The sequence below is a fragment of the Paenibacillus sp. S25 genome, from assembly GCF_019454085.1.
Lineage (GTDB): Bacteria > Bacillota > Bacilli > Paenibacillales > Paenibacillaceae > Paenibacillus > Paenibacillus polymyxa_B.
On record NZ_CP073683.1, the window covers coordinates 1,140,661 to 1,163,903 of the forward strand.

Annotated in this window: 21 protein-coding genes; 14 read left to right on the forward strand and 7 right to left on the reverse strand. The window is 46.1% G+C overall.

Going from position 1 to position 23,243, the window contains the following annotated elements:
* Positions 1–2 precede the first annotated feature (2 nt).
* Positions 3–539 (forward strand): mismatch-specific DNA-glycosylase, encoded by a 537-nt coding sequence (locus KAI37_RS05035; protein WP_071639773.1) that lies wholly within the window; start codon positions 3–5, stop codon positions 537–539.
* Positions 540–628: 89 nt separating this feature from the next.
* Here KAI37_RS05035 and ald read toward each other — a convergent pair whose 3' ends face one another.
* Positions 629–1,759: an alanine dehydrogenase gene (ald, locus tag KAI37_RS05040; RefSeq protein ID WP_071639774.1), complete on the reverse strand. Its 1,131-nt coding sequence runs from the start codon at positions 1,757–1,759 to the stop codon at positions 629–631.
* Positions 1,760–2,003: 244 nt separating this feature from the next.
* Here ald and KAI37_RS05045 point away from each other — a divergent pair, with 244 nt between their 5' ends.
* The 7 genes from KAI37_RS05045 to KAI37_RS05075 all read left to right on the forward strand — a co-directional run bounded on the left by KAI37_RS05045 (position 2,004) and on the right by KAI37_RS05075 (position 11,673).
* Positions 2,004–3,668, forward strand: a complete 1,665-nt coding sequence (locus tag KAI37_RS05045; protein WP_025723746.1) for a PucR family transcriptional regulator — start codon at positions 2,004–2,006, stop codon at positions 3,666–3,668.
* 101 nt (positions 3,669–3,769) lie between these two features.
* Positions 3,770–5,293 (forward strand): copper amine oxidase N-terminal domain-containing protein, encoded by a 1,524-nt coding sequence (locus KAI37_RS05050; protein WP_071639775.1) that lies wholly within the window; start codon positions 3,770–3,772, stop codon positions 5,291–5,293.
* 189 nt (positions 5,294–5,482) lie between these two features.
* Positions 5,483–6,778, forward strand: coding sequence for a galactokinase (locus KAI37_RS05055; protein ID WP_071639776.1), 1,296 nt, complete (start codon positions 5,483–5,485; stop codon positions 6,776–6,778).
* Between the two features lie 131 nt (positions 6,779–6,909).
* Complete coding sequence (locus KAI37_RS05060; RefSeq protein ID WP_071639777.1) at positions 6,910–7,827, forward strand: PD-(D/E)XK nuclease family protein; 918 nt, start codon at positions 6,910–6,912, stop codon at positions 7,825–7,827.
* A gap of 169 nt (positions 7,828–7,996) precedes the next feature.
* A complete protein-coding gene (locus tag KAI37_RS05065; RefSeq protein ID WP_220027167.1) occupies positions 7,997–8,656 on the forward strand; it encodes an SGNH/GDSL hydrolase family protein in 660 nt (219 codons plus the stop codon).
* A gap of 141 nt (positions 8,657–8,797) precedes the next feature.
* A complete protein-coding gene (locus KAI37_RS05070) occupies positions 8,798–10,138 on the forward strand; it encodes a hemolysin family protein (protein WP_220030845.1) in 1,341 nt (446 codons plus the stop codon).
* A gap of 263 nt (positions 10,139–10,401) precedes the next feature.
* Entirely contained in the window at positions 10,402–11,673 is a 1,272-nt protein-coding gene (locus KAI37_RS05075) for a methyl-accepting chemotaxis protein (protein WP_023987309.1), read from the forward strand.
* Positions 11,674–11,766: 93 nt separating this feature from the next.
* Here KAI37_RS05075 and KAI37_RS05080 read toward each other — a convergent pair whose 3' ends face one another.
* Positions 11,767–11,979 (reverse strand): hypothetical protein, encoded by a 213-nt coding sequence (locus tag KAI37_RS05080; RefSeq protein ID WP_013309048.1) that lies wholly within the window; start codon positions 11,977–11,979, stop codon positions 11,767–11,769.
* A gap of 140 nt (positions 11,980–12,119) precedes the next feature.
* On the opposite strand from KAI37_RS05080, the gene KAI37_RS05085 reads away from it, so the two are divergent.
* A complete protein-coding gene (locus KAI37_RS05085; protein WP_071639780.1) occupies positions 12,120–12,902 on the forward strand; it encodes a YwaF family protein in 783 nt (260 codons plus the stop codon).
* 112 nt (positions 12,903–13,014) lie between these two features.
* On the opposite strand, the gene KAI37_RS05090 is transcribed toward KAI37_RS05085, so the two are convergent.
* Positions 13,015–13,806, reverse strand: coding sequence for an SDR family oxidoreductase (locus KAI37_RS05090; protein ID WP_220030846.1), 792 nt, complete (start codon positions 13,804–13,806; stop codon positions 13,015–13,017).
* A 258-nt stretch (positions 13,807–14,064) separates the two neighbouring features.
* Here KAI37_RS05090 and KAI37_RS05095 point away from each other — a divergent pair, with 258 nt between their 5' ends.
* Positions 14,065–15,447: an N-acyl-D-glucosamine 2-epimerase gene (locus KAI37_RS05095; RefSeq protein WP_220031440.1), complete on the forward strand. Its 1,383-nt coding sequence runs from the start codon at positions 14,065–14,067 to the stop codon at positions 15,445–15,447.
* Between the two features lie 121 nt (positions 15,448–15,568).
* A complete protein-coding gene (locus KAI37_RS05100) occupies positions 15,569–16,240 on the forward strand; it encodes an MgtC/SapB family protein (RefSeq protein WP_025723207.1) in 672 nt (223 codons plus the stop codon).
* A 226-nt stretch (positions 16,241–16,466) separates the two neighbouring features.
* Here the strand turns inward: KAI37_RS05100 and KAI37_RS05105 are convergent, their stop codons facing one another.
* Both KAI37_RS05105 and KAI37_RS05110 read right to left on the reverse strand, forming a co-directional pair.
* Complete coding sequence (locus tag KAI37_RS05105) at positions 16,467–17,144, reverse strand: peptidylprolyl isomerase (RefSeq protein ID WP_071639782.1); 678 nt, start codon at positions 17,142–17,144, stop codon at positions 16,467–16,469.
* A 330-nt stretch (positions 17,145–17,474) separates the two neighbouring features.
* A complete protein-coding gene (locus KAI37_RS05110) occupies positions 17,475–17,732 on the reverse strand; it encodes a YqkE family protein (RefSeq protein WP_023987317.1) in 258 nt (85 codons plus the stop codon).
* A 131-nt stretch (positions 17,733–17,863) separates the two neighbouring features.
* On the opposite strand from KAI37_RS05110, the gene KAI37_RS05115 reads away from it, so the two are divergent.
* A complete protein-coding gene (locus KAI37_RS05115; RefSeq protein WP_071639783.1) occupies positions 17,864–19,096 on the forward strand; it encodes an MFS transporter in 1,233 nt (410 codons plus the stop codon).
* Positions 19,097–19,246: 150 nt separating this feature from the next.
* Positions 19,247–19,426 carry an aspartyl-phosphate phosphatase Spo0E family protein gene (locus tag KAI37_RS05120; protein WP_023987319.1) on the forward strand — a complete coding sequence of 60 codons (180 nt, stop codon included), beginning with the start codon at positions 19,247–19,249 and terminating at the stop codon, positions 19,424–19,426.
* Positions 19,427–19,542: 116 nt separating this feature from the next.
* On the opposite strand, the gene KAI37_RS05125 is transcribed toward KAI37_RS05120, so the two are convergent.
* Positions 19,543–20,445, reverse strand: a complete 903-nt coding sequence (locus tag KAI37_RS05125; protein ID WP_071639784.1) for a DMT family transporter — start codon at positions 20,443–20,445, stop codon at positions 19,543–19,545.
* 155 nt (positions 20,446–20,600) lie between these two features.
* On the opposite strand from KAI37_RS05125, the gene KAI37_RS05130 reads away from it, so the two are divergent.
* The gene (locus tag KAI37_RS05130) at positions 20,601–21,461 is read left to right on the forward strand and encodes a TrmB family transcriptional regulator (RefSeq protein ID WP_071639785.1); all 861 of its coding nucleotides are present in this window, start codon (positions 20,601–20,603) and stop codon (positions 21,459–21,461) included.
* Positions 21,462–21,547: 86 nt separating this feature from the next.
* Here the strand turns inward: KAI37_RS05130 and KAI37_RS05135 are convergent, their stop codons facing one another.
* A complete protein-coding gene (locus KAI37_RS05135; RefSeq protein ID WP_104496567.1) occupies positions 21,548–23,170 on the reverse strand; it encodes a DUF1593 domain-containing protein in 1,623 nt (540 codons plus the stop codon).
* Between the last annotated feature and the right edge of the window lie 73 nt (positions 23,171–23,243).

Genomic DNA, 23,243 nt, shown 5'->3' on the forward strand with positions numbered 1-23,243 from the left:
CCATGACAGAGCGAGAGACAGAACTGCATGAGGTAGATGATCATCTGGATTATGGATTATCCGTTGTATTCATCGGCTTTAATCCCAGCTTGAAATCAGGCGAGGTAGGACATCATTATGCGAATCCGCGCAACCGCTTTTGGCGCATACTGGAGGGAGCAGGCTTGACACCTCGCTTGTACGATCCATCGGAAGATCGGGAGCTGCTGAAGCTGGGCTTCGGATTTACGAACATTGTTTCCCGTCCCACGAGGGGAGTAGAGGACATTGCACGCGAGGAATACGCCGAAGGACGTCTGAAGCTATACGAGAAGCTAAAGGAATACCGCCCGAAGGTTGCTTGCTTTGTCGGCAAAGGCGTGTACACCGAATACAGTAAAAAATCCAAAGTAAATTGGGGATTTCAGCCTGAACCGCTAATTCCCGAGATGCATGAATTTGTGGCACCTTCGTCTAGCGGACTGGTGCGCATGTCGCTAGACGAAATCACAGATATTTATCGCTATCTTCAAACGTTCCTTTCGTCAGAAATCGTCTGAAATGCATAAGTACGGTGAATACAGCTAGCACAAAAAGAACCACACGCTTCAGTCCCTGCTGGGAAGGCGGGTGGTTCTTTGAGCTGTTACTATTGTAAGGCTTTCGCCTGCCATGCCTGTTCCACGGGAACATAAGGATATCCCAGATCACGTGCGACCGCTTCGTAGGTAATATGTCCGTTCAGGACATTGGTGCCGCTAAGCAGCGGCTTGCTTCTGCGAAGCGCCTCCTGCACCCCCAGATCTGCGAGCTGGAGAGCAAAGGGGAGCGTCGCGTTCGTCAGGGCGAGCGTCGAGGTTTGCGGTACCGCGCCCGGCATGTTTGCTACCGCATAGTGAATGACGCCATGCTTCACATAGGTAGGCTGATCGTGTGTCGTGATGTGGTCAATCGTCTCGACTATGCCGCCTTGGTCGATGGCGACATCCACAATCACAGAGCCGGGCTGCATCGTCTGTACCATCGCTTCCGTTACGAGCCGCGGGGCTTTGGCACCAGTGATTAGGACAGCACCGATCAGCAAATCACTTTGCGCCACGGCTTCAGCAATGTTGGACGGGGTGGACACCAGCGTGTGGAGCTGATTGCCAAAAATATCGTCCAGTTGGCGCAGTCTTTGCAGGCTCAGGTCTATTAGTGTCACATCTGCCCCGAGACCGATGGCGACCTTGGCAGCATTGGTGCCGACCACCCCTCCGCCGATAATGGTCACTTTACCGCGTTTGACCCCCGGCACACCTGCCAGCAGGATGCCTTTGCCACCCTTTGGTTTTTCCAGCAGTTGTGCTCCAATTTGTACAGCCATTCGACCGGCAACCTCACTCATCGGGGTAAGCAACGGGAGGCTGCCTTCAACATCTAGCGTCTCATAGGAAATGGCGGCTACGCCGTTGTCTGTTAAAGCGCGGGCCAGTGCTGGCTCGGCAGCCAAATGCAGATAGGTGAATAAAATCAATCCTGGTCGAAAATACCCGTATTCAGAGGGGAGCGGCTCTTTTACCTTGATAATCAGATCCGCCTGGGACCACACGTCCGCAGCTTGCTGCACAAGAGTTGCACCCGCAGTGGCATAATCTCCATCCGTAAAGCCGCTTTCAACACCTGCATGGCTTTCCACAAATACGTGATGTCCGTGTTGAATCATTTGAGCTGCACCTGCTGGCGTTAGAGCGACACGATTTTCATTGTTTTTAATCTCTTTCGGAACCCCAATTTTCATTTCATTCACCTCTCCTAAAAATAATTGTTAAGAAAATTACACTATCATTTTTGTGCAGCCTGCCGATTAGTTACATGGACTCAAGCCGATAAATGCAATTCATGTTAGATTAGGTACAGTTTACAAGGGGTGAAGCTCCTTGACATCATACATTTTGTCGGATTATCTGACTCAAAGGCTCGACTTTTTGATGAATATATGTCATATAAAATGACATAAAGACATATACATAAGGAGAATGCCGATGAACGGTAAAAAAACATTTACCATTGCGGATGTGCTGGAACGTCCCGTTTTCCGGCGGGCAAAACTGGCGGCGGGGGAACAGGGCGTAAATCGCCGTGTGGGTTGGGTCCATGTACTAGAAATCACAAATGTTTCTCCGTTTGTGAGCCGTCATGACTTGATTTTGACGACCGGCCTGTGGCTCACTCGGAAGGGGGAAGAGCGTGCCGAGTATATGGAGCAACTGATCCGCTCGGAAGCCGCGGGATTGTGCGTGGAGCTGGGCACGAGCATTCATGAAATTCCCTCTGAAATTCTGGAGTTGGCGGAACGACATCACTTCCCGGTCATCGTATTTGAGCAGCCAGTGCGTTTTGTTGAAATTACACAAGATATTCATTCCCTACTTATTAACCGACATCATGAACTCTTAAAAGATCTGGAACGATTTTCACGTCAGCTTCAGCAGGAGACCCTGCGCAGCACCGATATGAACGCCCTCTTGCGTGTGCTTCATGACTATGCAGCTCGGCAGGTCATCTACATGTCTTCCATTGACACCAATCGATTCGTACCTTCCGTCCAGCCGGATTTGGCGGACCGTATTGCAGATTTTTATGCCAATGAAGTGGAATCTAGTATGACCGCTGATCGGGAGGGACACCTGCTGTTTCACCTGAATGAATCCACTGCCGTCTTGTTCCAGCCCGTTGTATGCTTCGGTCAGGTGTTTTCCGCAGTAGGTTTGGTGCTGCATAGTGAAATGCCGACGGAAGAAATGTCGCTGCTACTCGATTACACGGCCAAGGCCGCCGCTACATTGGTGCTGAGAACACAGTTTCTTGAAGACCGATTGCTGCGAAATCAAAATGAATTGATTCAGGATGTACTGAGCGGACAGCTTCCCAGTGAAGAACAGGCCCAGACCCGAATGGGCCTGCGATTGTTATCGAAGGGGCAGTATTTATTTTGGGCAGGGGTCATTGAGGTAGAACATCAGGACAAGGATGCCAGTCAGGTACGCAAGGAATCCATCAATCAGGATGTGCTAGTGCTGCTTCGTTCATTGTTGAAAAAAGAAACGTTGCACAATCTGCTGATGATGAAGGGGAGTCAATGCTACATCCTTTGTGCCAAGGAGGAATTAACACTGCGTTCCGCAGCGCAAATGAAAAAAGTGCTTGCCCATACTGTTCAATATATTCAGAACTATGCCGCAGGACAGCTTGATAAGGTGCGCATTCATGCAGGCTTTGGTAAAGTAAGGCATCGCATGACGGGGACGGACCGCAGTTTTGAAGAGGCATATGAGGTCATTGAAGTGGCACGAAGCGTCCCAGTCATGAAGGATCGGTTATTTTACGACAGCATCGGAATCTATCAGTTGTTGAAGGCGGTGCCCCGCATTCCTTTTCTACAAGAGTTTGTAGAGGACCATTTGGGCAGGCTGATTGCGCATGATCGTGAGCACCATATGCAGCTTCTGGATACACTGGATGCCTATTTTCAATCCCATGGCTCCAAGCGTGATACCGCCGGAATTTTGTACATTCACAGACAGACCCTTTATAATCGGCTGGATAAAATTAATGAAATCATAGAGGGAAATCTGGCAGACCCTGACAAACGTCGTTGCCTGGAGATGGCACTACTGGCTTACCGGATGCTTCAGGCTGAAAATTGATCCTAAATAACTAGTTCTATTTTCCATTCTACTCATTTACAATGCGTGTTAACACTGAGATAATAGAAGAGATTACGGAAATATATTGAAAGGGGATTAATATGAATATAAAAAAATGGATCGCCGTCCCTCTTATTCTGTTAATGGTAGCTTTGACAGGTTGCCAGGCAGTAGGCGGATTTGATGTAAGTAAAAATTTATTAGGAACACTTGATGTGAAATCCCAGCAGACAACGGAGAAAATCTCTCTTAAATTGACTCCAAAAGAAGGGATCACGCAAGGAGATAAAGAAATCGTAGATTTGATTAATTCGATTTCTGTCACTGTGGATGAAGCCAAGGTACAATCAGAGGAACTTGCTTCTGCCAAAGGTACATTGCACATCGATAAGTATAATTTGCCGTTTGAACTTGCTTTAGACCGCCAAGGTTTGGCTATTCAACTGGAAGGTGCCAAAAAACCTTATTACATATCTTTGAACTCGCAAGAGAGTTTGAGCGGTCTGCCTGCTGGATTTGATCCGTATGTATATTCCAAAGACGTGAGAGAACTGGCGAAAACAGCCGCTGCACTTATGCTCAAGCATGCGCCTAACCCTTCGACCATTTCTGCAACGTCTGTAACCGAGGAAGTATACGGTGAAAAAGACAAAGTGAAACTGACCCATCTGCATGCTGAACTTCGTGGTGATGAGCTGGTAACATTGGTAAAACCGTTCCTGACGAATCTGGCGAAGGACGAAGCAGGCTTGAAAGAGCTGATCGGGCAAGCCATTGATATGACTAAAACGATTGCTTCCGGCATGAATATTGAAGGTAGTGATAAAGTAACAACGGAACTGAGTGCTAACAAAGAAAAAATGGTCAATGAGGCTTATACCGAAGTTAAAAAGTATTTGGATCTGGCCGTTGATCAGTTTGATGTAGGCGTTAGTACCATGTATGCACAGTCCCCTGAAATCAAAACGGTTCTGAGTGCTAACACGGTTCTGAAAAGCGACATGTATTTTGATGAAAAAGGAAATGTTCGCAAAGCGGCGACAGACCTGACGGTTGCTTTGCCAGATGTGGACGGTCTTCCGGTGAAGTCCTTCACAATTCTGACCGAAACTCAATCCTGGAACGTCAATGGTAGTGTGACGGCTGATAAAGTGGATATTTCTAACGGTGTTATTGACTTGAATAAACAAGCTGAATTAACTCCGGGAGCGACGCTGCGCAATTTTGAAGCGAATTCTCCGATCTACAACATTTTAAAAAATGATTTGGAAATTACAAAAGTAGAAACCATTTTCGATCCTAAAGACGATTACTATGTCTTGGAGAATCGTGGTGGCACTGCCTTTATTCCATTGCGTGAACTGACGAGCGAACTGAACTCCGAGTTAAAATGGGATGCAGCAGCTAAACAGACTACTGTAACTGATGATATTACAGGTAAGACGATTAAGCTGAAAAGTGGCTCCAAACAGGCTGTATTGGAGGGAAGCACATTGACGCTGCCACAAGCTCCATATACGGATGAATATGGCACATTGTATGTTCCTTTCAAATCAGTTGCCGGGGTGCTTGGCGCCACTGTAACTCGTAATAATGATGGGGAATATGTACTGAAACGCGACTAAAAAGAAATTCAAGGAACCGGCCCAATTAGGGGCTGGTTCTTTTTTAGTTATATTGGTAAAATGCTCAGTAAAGCGATTAAAATAAGCGCTTACAAATTTTAAAAGTGCCATACTTTTATACAGGGAAAATTGAGATAATGATAGTATCATTCCAGCATAGGATAACACATACAATTAGGGGGATATACGATGAAAGATATGGAGCTATTGAATTCCAGAGAGGGACAAATGGTGCTTGCCCGAATGTACGGTCAACAGCAAATCTCTGAGCAAACGACTCGATATGAATCACTTATACAGGCGTATCGGGAGCATTTTGGTGTAGGGGATATTGAACTGTTTAGTGCTCCGGGGCGTTGCGAAATTGGTGGAAATCATACAGACCACAATCACGGGAAGGTGCTGGCAGGCAGTATAACACTCGATACCATCGCTGCAGCTTCTAAAGTGGAGGAGTCTGTAATTACATTCTTTTCTGAAGGCTACAAGACAAAGTACGTCATCGATTTAACCGACTTGTCGCCAAAACCGGAGGATGACAGTACGATGCTGTTGGTCCGTGGTATTGCCGCTGGTCTACTTGAATTCGGATACCGTATCGGGGGATTCCAAGCTTATATATCAAGTAATGTATTCTCTGCTTCAGGTTTAAGCTCTTCCGCTTCTTTTGAAATGTTGATATGTACGATATTAAATCATTTTTATAACGAGGGAGCGTTAGATGCTGTTGCTAAATCCAAAATTGGTCAGTATGCGGAAAATGGCTATTGGAACAAGCCCTCGGGGCTGCTCGATCAGATGGCTTGCGCATATGGCGGCTTGATTTCCATTGACTTTAAAAATCCCAAGGAACCGATCATAAATCCTGTTCATTGGAATTTTGAACAAAACGGATATTCCCTCGTTATTGTAAATACAGGTGGAAATCATGCTGATTTAACGGACGATTACGCGGCGGTGCCCAACGAAATGTTTGCAGTGGCTCAGTCTTTAGAAGCTTCGGTTTGCCGTGACTTATTGCCAGAGGATCTATATGCCAACCTTAAAATGGTCAGGGAAAAAGCAGGAGACCGTGCAGTATTGCGGGCGTTGCATTTCTTTGAAGAAAATAGGCGTGTGGATGAACAGGTGAAATCACTTGAGGAGGGACGCTTTACTGATTTCCTGAGGCTCATTACCGAATCTGGTAATTCCTCATGGAAATGGCTCCAAAACGTATATAGAAGTGGGGTTGCGCGGGAACAAGACGTATCGGTTGCACTGGCTTTAACAGAAATGTATTTACAATCAATAGATAACAGTGCATGCAGGGTACATGGTGGTGGCTTCGCTGGTGTCATCTTGACGATTCTTCCGAATGATCATGTGGAGGATTATAAGGAGTGGATCAGCGGAATGCTAGGAACTCCGGTACTTGTTGTCAACGTCCGTGAGGACGGTGCCGTTAATGTTAGTGATTTGATAAATGTTGAACGGACTCATTGAGAGTTTACAAACTAGTCAGTCAGTAGAAGACTTTAACCCATGGGTTAAAGTCTTCGTCCTTTTTATCGCCGATACAGCTTAGGTTTGCGTTATAATAAAGAGATGATAGTTTTAATGAAGGAGGGCCTGTCATGGCTATATACCCGTCCTGGTCCTATTCGCAATCGAGGGCTCAAACGTTCGATGAATGCTTACGCAAATACTATTATCATTATTACGGCTCGCATAATGGCTGGAATTCGGCACAGGGCACTGAAGAGCAAGTTACGTTGTATCGGCTCAAGCAACTGAGCAACTTATATATTTTATTCGGCAATATCACGCATCAAATGTGTGAATCAGTCATACGTGGATGGATGGAAAAAGGGGCTATCCCTCGCACAGCATACCTCGAGACAGCTATGAAGAACATGTTGAATGACAGCTACAAGGAATCGCTACACCGTGAGCTATGGCTACAAGATCCAAAAAATCGCGTCATGCTGGCGGAGGTTTATTACGACGACGAGGTGCTTTCGGAACGGATCGCCCTTATTAAGGAGCGACAGCACGCGGTGATACACAATTTATACCGTACTGCGGTTTGGCATGAACTGCAACAGGGAAAGGCCCGAATTGTAGAAGTGGAGAAGTGGGATACGATGCTCCTTCATGAGACGAAAGTGTATGTCAAAATGGATTTGCTCTACCGTAGAGACAATGGAGACATGGTCATCGTGGATTGGAAAACAGGCAAGGAAGGCGATTTTTCCGACCAACTTTTTTTGTATGCTTCCTATGTGCAGGAGCACTATCAGCTTCCTTTGGAGAAGATCGAGGTACGTGTCGAGTATCTGATGACAGGAGAGCATGAGGTATATCGTCCCGCGCAAGAGGATATCGACAAAGTGGTTGGTAATGTCGGACGATACATCGATGAAATGAAGTCCTGTCTTGATGACGATTACTATAACCGCCCCAAGCCCGAGTCTTTCTTCACTCCGATGCCTTCACGCAGAGCGTGCGGAGGCTGTAATTTTCGTGAGGTGTGTAAGTACCGAGCGGTGTGAAAAATACTTAATCGCCGTTGCCCCCGGATTCCTACCATAATTAAAGCTAGTGAATCCGGCCATATGGCAAATCTATAATTCTTCTATATTTTGAAACCGCTTTATAATTTAGATGATGCGAGGTATGATAAGGGTATTATTGGAAAATGATAAGGGGGAAGTTAGGAAGATGACGAGTACAGAACATGCACGTATTCTTTTTCAGGGAGATTCTATAACAGACGGAGGAAGGGGACGAAATGAGGACGCGAACCATTGGCTGGGTCAGAGCTATGTGTATCTGATTGCAGGTGCATTGGGGAGCCGTTTAACTACCACACAGCCAGAATTTGTGAACCGGGGAATTTCGGGGGATCGAGTTTCGGATTTGTATGCACGCTGGAATGAGGACACGTTTAGCCTGAAGCCGAACCTGCTCAGCATTCTAATCGGAGTGAACGATGCCTGGCGGATCGTGGAGCAGGAGCCGTCCGGGGTGACGGACCGATTTGAACGAGCCTATCGCCACCTTCTGGAAGAAACGCGTGAAGTGATGCCTGATCTGGGACTCGTGCTGTGCGAGCCGTTTATTTTGAAAACGGGAGCTACCGAGGCGCGATGGGATATTTGGCAAGAAAAAATAACGGGATACCAGCGTATTGTACGTCAGCTTGCGGACGAATTTGGGGCCGTATTTGTGCCGCTCCAGAGCATGTTGAACGAAGCCGCTACCAAGGCGGACGCCTCCTATTGGCTGCATGACGGGGTTCATCCGACAGCGGTTGGGCATCAGTTGATAGCTGATCAATGGATAGATATCGTGCAAAAGAGTCCGCTGGCGATTCGCTAACAGGGTCATACATAGTCTACTCCTTGTCATTTTTGGGTAATACACGATTATGGACATCATTACTTATGTTATGGTTCCATCCAAAAATGAATGTCAAAGGGGGTGCTTCTTGCTTCGTCATGAACGGAGCAAGAGAGGGCTATGGAAACGATAAATATCATTCTGGTTATATTACTTATCGCATTAACTGCCTTTTTTGTGGCCTCGGAGTATTCCATTATTCGTGTGCGGGTATCTCGCATCAATCAATTGGCCTCTGAAGGCAACAAAAATGCGAAAGCCGTTAAAAACATTCTGTCTCGGCTGGACGAGTATTTATCTGCTTGTCAGCTCGGAACCACATTAACCTCAATGGCGCTAGGCTGGCTAGGGGAATCTACTGTTGAACATCTGCTACATCCCCTGTTTGTGTTGGCTCATATTCCAGCAGGCCTGACGGGAGTGCTCTCCTTTTTGCTGGCTTTTCTAATTTTGACCTATTTCGAGGTGGTCATTGGGGAGCTAGTACCCAAAACATTCGCCATACAGATTGCGGAACCAATGGCATTGTTTTTTGCCCGTCCGATCACGATATTCTACAAAATGACCTATCCCCTGAATTGGGTGCTCAGTCGTTCATCGCGTGTCATTACGGGTCTTTTTGGGCTCAAAAGGGTATCTGAAGAAGATGTGGCACTCAGTGAAGCCGAGCTTCGTTTGGCTTTATCTGAAGGCTTTCGTAGTGGTGAAATTACACCGACAGAATATCGATATCTAAACAATGTATTTGATTTTGACGACCGTGCGGCACAGGAAATTATGGTACCGCGCATCCACATCCGTTCCATCTCCCACCAGGCAACAGTGGCCGAGTTTATGGAGCTGATCGAAGACAAAGTTTATAATTTTCTACCTGTAGCTGAACATGGCGACCGGGATCGTATTATCGGTATGATTCGCGTCAAGGAAGCCCTGCATGATTTGGCACGTGGGCACAGCACAGGGAATACGACGATGGCTTCTTATATTCACCCGGTGCTTCAGGTTATCGAGACGGTTCAGGCTCGGGATCTGCTGATTCAGATGCAAAAACGACGCATTCCAGTAGCGGTGCTGGTGGATGAATATGGTGGAACATCTGGACTTGTCACACTGGAGGATATTATGGAGGAGATTGTTGGAGACATTCCTTCCTATACCGACACCGAAACCCCCGCAGCGTTAACTCCACTCATTACAAAAACAGATGATCATCGTTACATACTTAAATCACAGGCGCTCATTCATGAGGTCAATCGGCGCTTGGAGACGGATATTGAGGCCGGGGACGTATATACAATTGGGGGATGGATGCTTTCTGAGCGCTTTGATATCCAGCAAGGAGAGAAGCTGACCATCGGTTTATGGGAGTTTACTGTACTGGAAAAAAACAGTCACCAAATAGACACAATTGAAGCAATTAAGAAAGCAATCGTTGAACAGAAAAATGACAATGATTTTTAATAATGGAAAATGACTTTGTCGAGTAACAACTCGCTTAAAATGTGACGAATGGCCTGTAAAGCTTGTAGCAGCGCGATTCGTCCATTTTAAAATGCAAGCTGCTACCTGGTAACATATTGTTTTTGGTAATTAGCGTAGGGGACTTAAGACTCTGTATCTTTGTACTCATGAATATATCTGTCTATGAAAAATACTACTAGAAATGTAGCAATTTTATGGTAAAATGGAATCAAATTTGAGTTTTTTGGGGTGGGCTACAGTACATGAAGATGTCACTAGGTACGAAAATGGTTACTGCATTTGTCTCAATTTCTGCAATAACCTATGGAACAAGCGCTTTTTTTATTTTTGTACTCAAGGACTGGCTTGCTCAAGGTACACAAGAATGGGTGTACACTTCGATCATTCTGTTATTGGGTGTCCTGTGGAGTGGCATTTTGGGCTGGTTGATCTCAAAATTACTCACACGGCCAATTGTTAGGTTGGCAAAGGCGGCAGAGGAAGCTTCGGCGGGGAACCTGTCTGTTGTGATTCCTGAACGTCGTTCGGAGGATGAAATTAAAGTTCTGTATGATGCATTTCGGCATATGATGCTGAACATTAAAGATATGTTCAATGAGATCTCGTACAGCACCAGAACAACTTCGCAAAGTGCGGAAAATCTGAGCTTGGCTATTGTACAGGCTACCACACAAATTGAGTCCATGTCTTCGGTGGTAGAAGATATTTTGAATGGCGTGGAGCAGCAAAAGCAAGCATCTGCCCAATCTATTAAAACAGCAGACCGAATGCTGGGCGATTTTAAAATGATGCGTAGCAAATCTGGGCATATGCTGGAACTGTCAGGCCATATGGAGCATTCAGTAGATTCGACGCAGACCGTATTTTCATCCCTGATGGATGGAATGGGAGAGCTGACAGCATCACATGGTCGTTCGCAGCAGGTGATTGCACGATTGGAAAAAGAAGCTTCCCAAATTGAAGCGATTACAAGCACCGTGAAGGATATTGCGGAACAGACCCATTTGCTGGCGCTGAATGCTTCCATAGAAGCGGCGCGTGCGGGAGAAGAAGGGAACGGGTTTGCTGTAGTGGCTCACCAAATTCGCGCACTTGCTGCCCAAAGTACGGAGTCTGTGCAGCAAATAAATGCCATCGTTAGCCGTGTCCAGTCACAAATCGTAGAGACAGTGCAGTTGATGCATCAGCAAACGTCATTGGTCAGTGCTGAGGCGGAACGGACAAGCTCTGTGGATCAGACGTTGAACCGTTTGAATGCTATTGTACGTGAATTTGTTGAGAGCATCCGTTTAATGGAAGAAGCCGTGACGGAGCAGACGAACCGGGTAGATCAAACCTTTGAGCAGATCCATCGTATTCAGCAAATGTCAGGGGCCTTCTCTGAAGGAGCTCACAAAATTTATACAGCTGCTCATGAGGAGACAGCAATTATGCAGGAAATTTCGTCTTCTTCCGAGGATTTGAAAGTGCTTACGAATAAACTCATGATGAAAACACGTGGAATGCAACTATAACAGAAACCGTCATGTGAGGCATGATATATACAAACAAAATATAGCCGCTATACACCGGAAAACGAAGCAAAATGGTTCCCCGGTGTGTAGTGGCTATTTTTTAATTTCAAAAAACTCACATTGTTTTCTGGGGTGGTAAGCCAGATCACTGACGCTGGATTGCACGACGATGGTTTGATCGTCAAAACGGATTATGATTCCGCCAGAGCCAATCAATTGGTCATCCTGAAATACTCGGACACGAAGATGACGTTCCAGTGCCTCATTGAAATCCTGATCTGTAATTAATCGGCGATTAATGGCCATGAGGGTTCTCCTTTGAATATAATATCTTTTATCATAAAGGTAAGGTATTGAACAAGCAAGAAACACGGCTAGAACATAATCGGCTATTGGGTATAAAATAGAATGCAACGAAGAGAGAAAGAGATCAAAGGGGGCTAACTATGGATAGGTCGTGGTCAGGGCCTTGGTTTGATGCCAATGCGCCAGAAGGGTTCGAGGCGTTTACTCCGTCACATGGGTTGGCTATATTGGGACTCATTGTATGCGCTTTGATGCTGTGGCTGACTCGGGGATGGATTCGATCGAACAAGCCTGTAAGCGAGGGAATTCGCTGGTTGTTAATTACAGTCCTCATTCTGTCAGAGCTGACTCTGAATATTTGGTATGTGATGCAGCATATTTGGGATGTCCAGACCTCATTGCCATTAGAACTGTGCAGCGTGACACTGCTGCTGTCTATCCTGATGCTTATATTTCGAAGCCGCTGGTTGTATCCGATCATCCTTTTTGCCGGAATTGGAGGGGCGCTCCAAGCCGTACTTACGCCTAATTTGGCATACGCATTTCCGCATTATCGTTTTATCCATTTTTTCGTAGCTCATAGTGCTATTATTTTGGCAGCCTTGTATATGACCTGGATAGAAGGACTCAAACCGACATGGAAGAGTGTGGGGGGAGTTATGCTTTTTCTGAATGGCTTGGCGCTGATGGTGTGGATCGTAGACGATGCTCTCGGTGCTAACTACATGTTTCTAGCTGGAAAGCCGTCGACACCGTCGATATTGGATGTTTTGGGGCCATATCCTCTGTATATTCTGGCAGAAGAAGCCATTGCACTGCTTTTCTTTTCGCTTCTGATGCTGTTGTTCGAGGTGCTCCCGGGAGGTAGGCTGTATGTCCGCTTTCGCAAAGGAGCTCCGCACGGTGCTGACAGGTCGATATAAAGCCGTTGTAAAGCCATACAAAAGCAGCCTATTCCACAAGTATATGACCAGGGATAAGGCTGCTAAGAATGCCTAAATAGTAGTATGGGTATAACGTTCCCCATTCTAATACTTAACGCAGTAGTGATTCTGCTCCGTCTACATAAATTTCCGTACCCGATACATGAGATGACTCGTCTGAGGCGAGAAACAGGACCAGATTGGCAACCTGCTCTGGCTCACCAGGGGCATCCTCTAGCGGATGCTCTCCGCCCTTCGGAAATTTGACTGGAATTTGTACCTTCTTCAAGTCTTCCGAAGGGTACGTGTTATCGTCAATTTCCGTGTCGATGGCTCCCGGGCATATCGCGTTGACCCGGATTTTGTAACGTGCCAGCTCCAGAGCTGCCATTTTCATAAAAGCAACCTGAGCTGCCTTGGTGGAGGCGTAGGCTGAGAATCCAATGCCTGAAAAGGTTCGATTACCGTTGATGGAGCTGGTAATGATAATGCTGCCGCCGCGTTCTTTCAGGTAAGGGACGGCATATTTAACGGTAGCAAAGGTGCCGCGAAGATTAATGTTCATCGTGCGGTCCCATTCCTCCAGTTCCAGTGTTTCAATGGGAGCCATGGTGCCGTTAATGCCTGCGTTGGCGAATACGATATCCAGTTTTCCGTACGTTTCCACGACTTTAGCGAACCCCTGCTGAATCATATTTGGCTTCGAAATATCACATTCCAGTACAAGTGCCTCGCCGCCAGCCTGCTCAATGATTGCTTTGGTCTCCTCTGCATGCTTGGGTGTCCGATCCAGCATGACCACCTTGGCGCCTTGTTCTGCAAAACGGATCGCGGTCGCCTTGCCGATCCCTGAACCTCCACCACTGACCACTGCTATCTTCCCTTGCAATCTCTGCTCTGCCATTGACTATTCCTCCCATTCCGTTCATAAACTAAACCTGACTCGTTATTCCATACCTCTGTACGTTGATGGTGAAACAGTCATACTGGATTTCATCCCATTTGCGAAATATGGTAACATAGGCGAACCAGCAGGAACTTATAGCAAAAACATATAGCAGGAACAAGTATGGAGAAGACCGAGTGACGGAGGTGGATCGAATTGAGCTATAACGCAAATGACCGGCCCGAATCGACAAACGCTATAGCACTGACCGGAAAAATGAAACCGTGGGCACTGAGCGGCCCCAGTATTCAAATCGATCCGTTGTTTCCCTATTACGCCAACCGTTCGCGGGACAGTATAGCAGATGAGATCGCCCTTGCGGGCTACCAGACCGTTCATTATTTTGTCGTGCGTGAAAATGAAGTGGATAGAGCACTTGTTGCTGCTTTTCAACGCAGAGGCATAGCGGTGTGGGCGATGGTACTAGGCAACGGTTCTTTTGGCGTGTCCCAGCTGCCGCCAGAGTGGAAAAGATGGCGCATGGAGCTGCTGCGCGAACCGAACGACGGATTTCAGCGGCTTTCGCATTTTTCCCAAGAGTATGTGGAATGGAAAAAGAAAGCCGCTGCCCGGCTCGTCACCGACATTCCGTTCGACGGGTTCGAGGTGGCGGAGCCTTATTTCCCCGAATGGAATGGGCTGCGCAGCGGAGTGTACGGGGATGTTGGGCCGCATGCACAGCGTGCCTTTCGCGAGCGTAGCGGTGAGGACATTCCGGATTTCCGCGACAAGCATGCGCGGAATTATTACCGGAAGGTTCCGAAGCTGTACGCGCAGTGGGTTGATCTGCGTGTGGACGCCGTGAACGGCCTGATCAGCGAGCTGGTGAACGGCGCGGGCGGTGTGCGTGATGTCCGGCCGGACATCTGCGTGGCGACATGGTCGCTTGCTGTGAGCGGACGCGGCGATGTCCCAGGCCAGCTGCGGGAATGGCAGGGTCTGGACGCGGTAGCTATGATCGGGTGCGTCGCCCCGGATATGCACGTACTCCAGACCCATTGGCCGGACTGGATGCGCCGCCGTCTGCCGCCACAGTATACCCGGGATACCCGGGGCTATGCTCGCATCGCGCAGTCGATCCGGGCCGCTTATCCGGGCCTGCCCCTCGGGGTGCAGGCGGATATTGGCTCCCTCGCACGTATGGTTCGGGACCGCGAGTGGACGCAGCGGTTTGGGGCTATCGCCCTCGAGGGCGACTACGACGCCTGGACCGCCTATGAATACCATTTGGGTGGTTACATGTACGATGAGCCACCCAAACCGCTTAGGGCGGAACGCTCAGCCGAAGATGAGGTAGTTATTTTTTTCAGCAAGCGGATTGCCATACCGTCTGTAGATGAGCTGCGTATTTGGAGCCGGGAGGACAGAGCAGGTACAACACGCGACCTGAGCCGCCACCTAAGGGACGATTCACTAACGTTGCTGGAGCTTGAAGATGCCGTAGCAGACGGAAACCGTCTATTGCTGCGTATACGCAATTTACCAGCGGGGGCGTTCAGCTTGCGCCTTGATGGCGTGCAGGATACACCGGAGCTGTGGTTGCTCAAGGGGAGGAAGGTACATCGCAATCTGCCAGAGGATGAAGTGAGGGTTCCTTAAAATTTGGGTAATAACAAATTAACAGCTGTATAAACGGCTCATTTACCGTAGCATTTTCGAATTGTATATTTTTGAGGAACAGCATCTTTCAAAACATAAACTATAGTGGAGTGAAAAAAGTATGTGGGATTGGGATTACCTGATTCGGGTCATGTTTGCCGGACTATGCGGTGCCTTAATCGGCTATGAGCGCAAAAGTCGGATGAAGGAAGCGGGCATTCGCACGCATTTCATTGTCGGTATTGGCGCAGCGCTCATGATGGTGGTATCCAAATATGGTTTTCAGGATCAAGCCGTCTGGTCGAACCTGTCGCTAGACCCTTCCAGAATAGCAGCACAGGTTATAAGTGGAGTCGGTTTTATCGGCGCAGGGATGATTTTCACACAAAAAAATAGAATCAAAGGACTGACCACTGCCGCGGGCATCTGGACTACCGCCGGAATTGGTATTGCTGTAGGCGCAGGGATGTATGGGCTTGGTGCAGGTGTAACGCTGTTTATTTTAGCGGCTCAGTCCTTGCTCCATAGTCGTTTTTATCAGATGGCTACTCCGTCTACGCGACAAGTGGTTGTTCAGGTCGACAATGAGCCGGGCGTACTGAATCGGATCAAAGAACTGCTGGAACACAAGAAGCTAACGATTCACAGCTTTCACGCCGAGCGCATCAATAACGGTGAGCAGTTGGTTATTCATATGCTTTTAAAGCTGTCCCGATCAGAGGGAGTGGAGGAACTGCTGTCACTGCTTCAAGAGATGGAAGATATTCGTTCAGTCGAGACTAAGTCCAATTAGACGAATTTACTGCTCATACAGTAGCTTTTTTGTCGAACGCTGGCGGTTCTTATAACGGAAAAAAGCTTTAAAAATAATGATTGAAAACGCTTCCTTTTGTGTATATACTCTTACTACATCATAGAGGCAGCAGCTTAGAGAGCATCAAGGGATAAGCAAAAACGACCTCACGCGTATGCGCAAGGTCGTTGCTGTTATCCCGTTTTGAAAGAATGATTTGAATGTCTTACTTTACTTTGACTGGAGCTGGATATTTTTTACCCAGCGTATCCACAGTTACTTTTTTCATCGTAGCCGGTTGGATCGGTTTGTCATTGCTATCCCGTTTGGAATTGACGATAGCATCGACCACATCCAACCCGGACGTTACTTTACCAAAAGCGGCATATTGACCGTCGAGGTAGTCCGCATCGGCAACCATGATGAAAAATTGCGATCCGGCCGAATCCAGATCCGCTGAGCGGGCCATGGATAATACGCCACGTGTATGTTTGAGTGTATTGTTAACACCATTGCTCTTGAATTCGCCTTTGATACTGTAGCCGGGGCCACCTGTACCGTTACCTTGCGGATCACCACCCTGAATCATAAAGCCTGGGATAACACGGTGGAAAATGGTACCGTTATAGGCTCCCTTTTGCACCAAAGAGATGAAATTGTTAACCGTGTTCGGTGCTACTTCCGGATACAGCTCAAGCTTAATTTTCTTGCCATCATTCATGACAATCGTGACAATCGGATGGGAGACAGCCTTGCTTTTGTCTTTAGTCGCAGCAGGAGTTGTAGTGCTTGTCCGGCTGGCAGCTTCCACATCGGCCGCTTTTGTGCCGCATCCAGCAACCAGCACGAGCATGATGGCCAGCAGGCACAGCGTGTACCATGGGCGTATCGTTTTTCGGTTCATTGATATTCCTCCTGAAAGGTTGGATGATGTAACATCCTAAATTATAGTTTGGGGGCAGCGCAGAACACTTTTCCATTTTCTATCATACCTTTTTTGCTGGGGATAAGGAAATACGGGTTTGAAAGCCGTATTCTTGACCCATACTGCTGCTATTCCCAAGGAAAGGGGCAGGATCATGATGGAGGTAGACAAAAAGCTGGCAAAAGGTCTCATATGGGGTATGGCGTTCAGTCTGCCGGTTTGGGTAGGGGTGCTGTACTCAGTACAACATATTCGTGACTGGCTATAATATAAAACGTAAAGATAGGCCAAAACCGTTGTGGTTTTGGCTTATTTATATTTGTGCCAGTCCAAATTGCTGTTATTCAGTAGATGCTCGAAGTTGTTATCCAGCTTCTTCTGTTCAGCTTTTTTTGCTTCGACGGCACGCTGCCGTTCGTCTTCTTTACGCTTGTCCTGTTCTGCTTGGGCTTCATTGGCTTGAGCCTTAAGCTTATTCAGCACATCCTGGCTCAACAGATCTTTTAACGTAGCAGGTTTGTCCTGAGCCGCAGGAGCAGGGGAAGACGAATTTCTCTTCTTAGCCATGTCATCATCTCCATTCCATTCGATTATATCAGCTTCTGCACGGTTGTTCCACGATTGAAGGATGAGCGGGGCGGTAGACTTTTCTAATTTAGAGGGTAATAATGAAATGAGCAGAAGGGACGTGTGGCATCATGCATCTATATTGGAAGCGAAACCTGGTCATTTTGTGGATTGGAGTATTGTTTTGCAGCATGGCCTATTCCGTTTCTATTCCGTTTTTACCTATTTTTCTGAATACGGAAATGGGCGTAAATGATCATCTGGAACTGTGGTCGGGGATTGCCTTTGGAGTCACGTTTTTAGCCAGCGCGCTGATTGCCCCATTTTGGGGTTCGCTTGCAGATAAGTATGGACGTAAGCCGATGTTGATTCGTTCAGGCTTTAGCCTGGCGGTGTTGTACCTGATATGTGCTTTTGTGACAGATCCGTATGTGTTCGTAGGAGTACGGTTGTTTCAAGGCCTTCTATCCGGGTTTATTCCTGCTGCGATTGCGCTGGTCGGAACGGGTTCGCCTGAGGAGAAAACCGGCTATGCACTCGGTATTATGGCGACCGCTGGGGCGACAGGCAGCATTATAGGTCCGTTGATTGGCGGTGTAGTGAGCCATTATTATGGCAATCGGAATGCCTTTTTTTTCTCTGCAGCTCTTGTGCTGGTATCTGCGTTAATCGCGACTTTTGGCGCTAGAGAGGACAGCTTCAAGGGAACCAGTACCCGCTCGCATGTTCGTGATGATATCAAGGAGGCTATTGCTAATCGGCCTTTGTGCTTTTTGCTTATTCTGGCGGGATTAAGTACCTTTTCCGTCATGATACTAGAACCGTTAATTACGGTATATGTGCTTGAAATGGGAGTTGACCGTAGCCGGGCGTCTTTAAGTTCCGGGATTGTATTCTCAGCCGTAGGTATTGCGGCGGTGCTCATGGCTCCCCAATGGGGACGGATTGGGGGACGGACCGGATTCGCACACGTGCTGCTGATTGGGCTGATCGGTTCGGGAATCGGGAACATCTTACAATTTTTTGTAACCAACTTTGTTGGTTTTGGTGCGCTTCGGTTTGGATATGGATTGTTTTATGCGTCCGTCATGCCGGCTATCAACGCAATGACTGTGGAGGTTACCAAGCCGGAGTTTCGCGGACGAGCCTTTAGCCTGAGCCAATCAGCCACTCAACTCGCGACAATGGCGGGGCCGTTGATTGGCGGTATGCTTGGCAGCTGGATGCCAATCCGTTGGATCTTTGTGTTAAACGGTGGCATACTGCTGCTTGCAGCGTTGTTGCTATGGGCGAAGGGAAAAAACGTTTTCCCGGTTTCAGTCAAGAAGAACGTAACGGATCAGGATATTCATTCTGCCGGATAGGCGAATGACACTGGATTGTCTAACGGCATAAGCTTAAGGCTCATAGAGCAGGTCTTTTTTTGTGTTATTAGATAATTATCCCAAACCTTTACTTTTAGTATACTTATTCATAACCCTCTACACTGATAATATGACAAGGAGGGATATATTATGATAAGAGACGACATTTTGCGTCAACAGCTTGAGAATGCTCGTCAAAAGCTGTATATTTTGCAAGCAAAACATGGCTTTAATCATGCCAGTGTGCTCAGACAGTCTGTAATTATGGATAACCTCATCAATCAATATAACCACCTTTTTTATATAAAAGAAAAAAAGCCGACTGCATAAATGCAACCGACTGGGCGAGAAACTTTTGGTGAGGTCACTCGCCCTTGTACTGTAGCGCTATACCTATAACAACGATGCTTATCTTAACTTTTATAACTATTGTGCAATCTATCATTTTAGGTACGGTTCGTTTGATGAGCACTCAGTAGGACGCCTATAATGACGACCAAACCACCAATGATTTGGCGCCATGTAATCGTTTCTTGCAAAAGCAACACAGAAAATAAGACTCCAAATATCGGAACCAAATTCATCAGAGAAACGGAACTGCTCGGTGACAGCTTGATTAATCCGTAATTGTAAAGCAAAAATGCGATAACGGAGCAGAATACGCCCAGATATACTAACAACATAAACGATCCTGTTGTCGGAGCCTGCCAACGATCCTTTTCTAATAGAGCCAACGGTATAAAAAAGATACTTCCTGCAACAGTTTGATAAAAAGATAACGTCACAGGCGGATATTTGTCTACTACCTTGCGCGTCATGAAAGTGTAAAACGCCCACGCAAAACCCGTTCCAATCAATATTAAATTTCCGATGAGTTGATTCTTACTATCAGAACTTTCGCCAACTGAAGTCAAGAAATATACCCCGATCATAGCCAGTGCTATGCCGCAAATTTTATATTTGGATATTTTCACTTTATACAAAATAAGTTCAAGCAGCGATGTAATTGCGGGATATGATGCAACAATTAATGCTGCGTTGGAAGCGGTAGTCAAACTAACCCCTATATTCTCCATTGAAAAATAGAGAGTGATTCCCAAAACACCACTAAACGAAATCGTAACCAAATCTTTTGGCTTTACTTTGATATGTTCTTTTTTAATCAGCAAAACGATACCTAGCACAACGGAAGCTATAATAAATCTGGATAGACCCAAGGTAAGAGGGGGGAACGTCGTGTAGGCTGCTTTGGTGGCAATAAACGATGTACTCCAGATCAATAGGGCCAGAATCGTAGAACCATAGTAAATCCGGCTGCTTTCGCTGTAATGAGCTATGACTTTGTTCAAGTTAAATCCTCCCTGAGGTAATCCCCTGTGAAATGATGATAGTAGCTACTAAAGTGACTACTATAAAAACGTTACTAAAAAGATAGTGTGTATATCAGTTTTTGTCAAGGGGAAGTGATATAGTAAGGATGAACACGAATTGAGGAGAAGACGTCATGAAACCAAAACCAAATATATTAGAAATTCTACGGGATTTGAATTTTACAGAATATGAAGCCAAGGCTTATGTGACCTTATTGGAAAGCTCTCCACTTTCGGGATACGCCGTTTCATTGAATTCCGGGGTACCGAGATCCAAAATTTACGAGGTTTTGTCTGGAATGGTCAACCGTGGGGATATCATGGTCAGTCAAGAAAATACGCCTCTGTATGTGCCGCTCCCGCCACATGAATTGATTGCTCAGAGAAAACGCAAAGCAGAGCAGATTTTCAATGTGGCGCAAGAGAGTTTGGAACAGTACACAGCATCATTTCAAAATAGAGAGAACATTTGGAATATTTCGGGGTATGAAGCCATTATCAATCGCATAAATGAAGGGGTAAAGGGAGCAAAACACCGGATTTTATTGGAAATTTGGAAAGAGGATGCCGAGGTGTTCCGAGATGCCTTAGAGCAAGTCGCTCAACAAGGAATTGAAGTGATCATTGTAGCGTATGGGGAGCTTAACTTTGATTTCGCTACTGTTTACCGCCATGATATGAGTGAGGAGATTACGTCTGAAATTGGTGGTCGGTGGATTGTACTTAGCGTAGACGACCGTGAGGTCGTAGCTGGCATACTTTCACTTGGTGATGACAGCCGCGCTGCATGGACGTTACATCCGGGTCTGGTGATGCCGATTACAGAAGTAATTATTCATGATATTTATATCATGGAAATCCTATATGAGTTCCGTGAACAATTAGAGGCGAAATTTGGCCCTAATCTAATTCATCTTCGCAATAAATTTGCTATGGGTCCGAATGGCAAAGGATATTATATTCCTTTGACTGAAAAAAGCATGAAACGTGTATAGAGATTGTCCGAGGTGCGATGTACAACAATAAAAAGGCTCATGGAGTGTTATTCCATGAGCCTAATTTTAGTGGATGTTGTGTTCTATTATTTTACGGTTACAATCACACGCTGATAATGCTTTAAAGGATGTTTTCCATTGTCCTGTACTTCTGCAATGATATGAAGCGTATTCCCTGACTTAGCATCTGCAGGAACTGTGAAACTAACTGCATTCGTATCACTACCTTGCAAGTCAATCGTGTTTACTTTCTCGCCTTTAGCTACTTCTCGATGAAGCCCAAGCTGCATATCCCCCAGTAATTCAGGTTTAACTTGTGCTGGTTTTACTTTAGAATCCTCATACGTGTCTGCTTCAAAATATCTCCACCATTTATAGGTCAATTGATTACCGTCGGGATCTGAACCTTCTGCATGCAGGGTTATTTTCTCCCCTGGACTAGCGGTTAGGTCTAATCCTTCTTTAATAGTCAACGTTGGATTATGGTTGGCATCTTTGTAGTCGGATGCAATAGCCCAATCTGCACGAGCAGCAAAGTCATTTTGAACATCATCAAACCAACGCATCAGAGAATATTCTGCTTCGAATTTTTTCGTATGCACATCATAATCTAACACGGTATTTCTAAATAATTTATCGTTAACGACACCGAAACGACCTCCCCAGCCACCATAGGTTGGGTTTTCCATACTCCGCAATCCGTTATCAATTAAATAGAAGAAGGATGGAGAATCACCTTCAGAAATAAAGTCATACTTGTCGTATTGTGGATTTTTCTTTAAGTAGGCCTCACTGCCTCTTTGTTCTTCATCCAACTCGCCTTTGATGATATTGCCATCGCCCATCAAGGCATACATATTGAGCAACTTGCCATGACCATCTTTAATATTTTTGAAGTTCCATTCCCCGTGCAACTTGCTGTTTACTTCTTCTGTGTGCATTTTCCAAGCATAAGCGAAATGCCAGAAGTTAGATTGATCATTAATAATTCTGATGTCAGGCCAATTTTTAGCGATGTAATTATTGTAGCTATCGTCCTGGTCCAGAATGATGTACAGTACGAGTTTATCACTTACTTTTTTTCGAATCGTTTCCCATTGATCTGTATTTTTATATTCGTCTTCAATGGACTTTAGAGCTCTGGCCGTGGTATTGGTTCCACCCCAAGTTTGTACGTACAAATCTCTTTTGTCATCGTCCAGGAAAAGTGTTTTAAGGAAATTGGAGCCTTCCGTTTCTTTGTCCATTTCACCTTTATTTGAAATGTTACCTATTTTGGTAACGCTCTTGATGTATTCAGGCTTTGGATATCCCTCGGCATGTTTGATTAAGTTGGGATAAATCTCTCCGTAGGCATCAATCATGTCCGTTACCCATTGTGTTCCGGTCCATCTAAATGGCTTGATGCCAGCCTTTTCATCACCTGCATAATGATATACGGAGCTAGTCAGTACAATCCCGGACAAATCCATTTCATTGGAGTAAAGAAGAAAGCGAATGACAGAGTTCATATCATCTACTTCTCCATCGGTAGTGATCACCGTTCTGGCCTTGGTCGCTTTATTTTCTGCTTTATTTTCCGTTTGTTTTTCTGTTGGAGCAGCGCTTTCATCTTTCACAACGGCGGGCGCCTTACCACTGCAGCCACTGATGATCAGAATACATATCATGGCTAATAGAAAAATGTTTAACCCTTTTCTTTCTCTCATTTCTGTTCCCCTCTCTGAACGTTCCTATGATGTTTTTTAGGATTATAACCATGAAGGTATTCTCTTTATTCAA

Excerpts from the sequence above, each read along its gene's own strand:
- ald (WP_071639774.1), bottom strand. The coding sequence starts at position 1,759 with ATGAAAATTGGGGTTCCGAAAGAGATTAAAAACAATGAAAATCGTGTC.
- KAI37_RS05090 (WP_220030846.1), bottom strand. The coding sequence starts at position 13,806 with ATGGCAGAGCAGAGATTGCAAGGGAAGATAGCAGTGGTCAGTGGTGGA.
- KAI37_RS05060 (WP_071639777.1), top strand. The coding sequence starts at position 6,910 with ATGGCTATATACCCGTCCTGGTCCTATTCGCAATCGAGGGCTCAAACG.
- KAI37_RS05110 (WP_023987317.1), bottom strand. The coding sequence starts at position 17,732 with ATGGCTAAGAAGAGAAATTCGTCTTCCCCTGCTCCTGCGGCTCAGGAC.
- KAI37_RS05100 (WP_025723207.1), top strand. The coding sequence starts at position 15,569 with ATGTGGGATTGGGATTACCTGATTCGGGTCATGTTTGCCGGACTATGC.
- KAI37_RS05135 (WP_104496567.1), bottom strand. The coding sequence starts at position 23,170 with ATGAGAGAAAGAAAAGGGTTAAACATTTTTCTATTAGCCATGATATGT.
- KAI37_RS05080 (WP_013309048.1), bottom strand. The coding sequence starts at position 11,979 with ATGGCCATTAATCGCCGATTAATTACAGATCAGGATTTCAATGAGGCA.
- KAI37_RS05070 (WP_220030845.1), top strand. The coding sequence starts at position 8,798 with ATGGAAACGATAAATATCATTCTGGTTATATTACTTATCGCATTAACT.
- KAI37_RS05050 (WP_071639775.1), top strand. The coding sequence starts at position 3,770 with ATGAATATAAAAAAATGGATCGCCGTCCCTCTTATTCTGTTAATGGTA.
- KAI37_RS05045 (WP_025723746.1), top strand. The coding sequence starts at position 2,004 with ATGAACGGTAAAAAAACATTTACCATTGCGGATGTGCTGGAACGTCCC.
- KAI37_RS05055 (WP_071639776.1), top strand. The coding sequence starts at position 5,483 with ATGAAAGATATGGAGCTATTGAATTCCAGAGAGGGACAAATGGTGCTT.
- KAI37_RS05075 (WP_023987309.1), top strand. The coding sequence starts at position 10,402 with ATGAAGATGTCACTAGGTACGAAAATGGTTACTGCATTTGTCTCAATT.
- KAI37_RS05065 (WP_220027167.1), top strand. The coding sequence starts at position 7,997 with ATGACGAGTACAGAACATGCACGTATTCTTTTTCAGGGAGATTCTATA.
- KAI37_RS05120 (WP_023987319.1), top strand. The coding sequence starts at position 19,247 with ATGATAAGAGACGACATTTTGCGTCAACAGCTTGAGAATGCTCGTCAA.
- KAI37_RS05095 (WP_220031440.1), top strand. The coding sequence starts at position 14,065 with ATGAAACCGTGGGCACTGAGCGGCCCCAGTATTCAAATCGATCCGTTG.
- KAI37_RS05105 (WP_071639782.1), bottom strand. The coding sequence starts at position 17,144 with ATGAACCGAAAAACGATACGCCCATGGTACACGCTGTGCCTGCTGGCC.
- KAI37_RS05115 (WP_071639783.1), top strand. The coding sequence starts at position 17,864 with ATGCATCTATATTGGAAGCGAAACCTGGTCATTTTGTGGATTGGAGTA.
- KAI37_RS05035 (WP_071639773.1), top strand. The coding sequence starts at position 3 with ATGACAGAGCGAGAGACAGAACTGCATGAGGTAGATGATCATCTGGAT.
- KAI37_RS05130 (WP_071639785.1), top strand. The coding sequence starts at position 20,601 with ATGAAACCAAAACCAAATATATTAGAAATTCTACGGGATTTGAATTTT.
- KAI37_RS05085 (WP_071639780.1), top strand. The coding sequence starts at position 12,120 with ATGGATAGGTCGTGGTCAGGGCCTTGGTTTGATGCCAATGCGCCAGAA.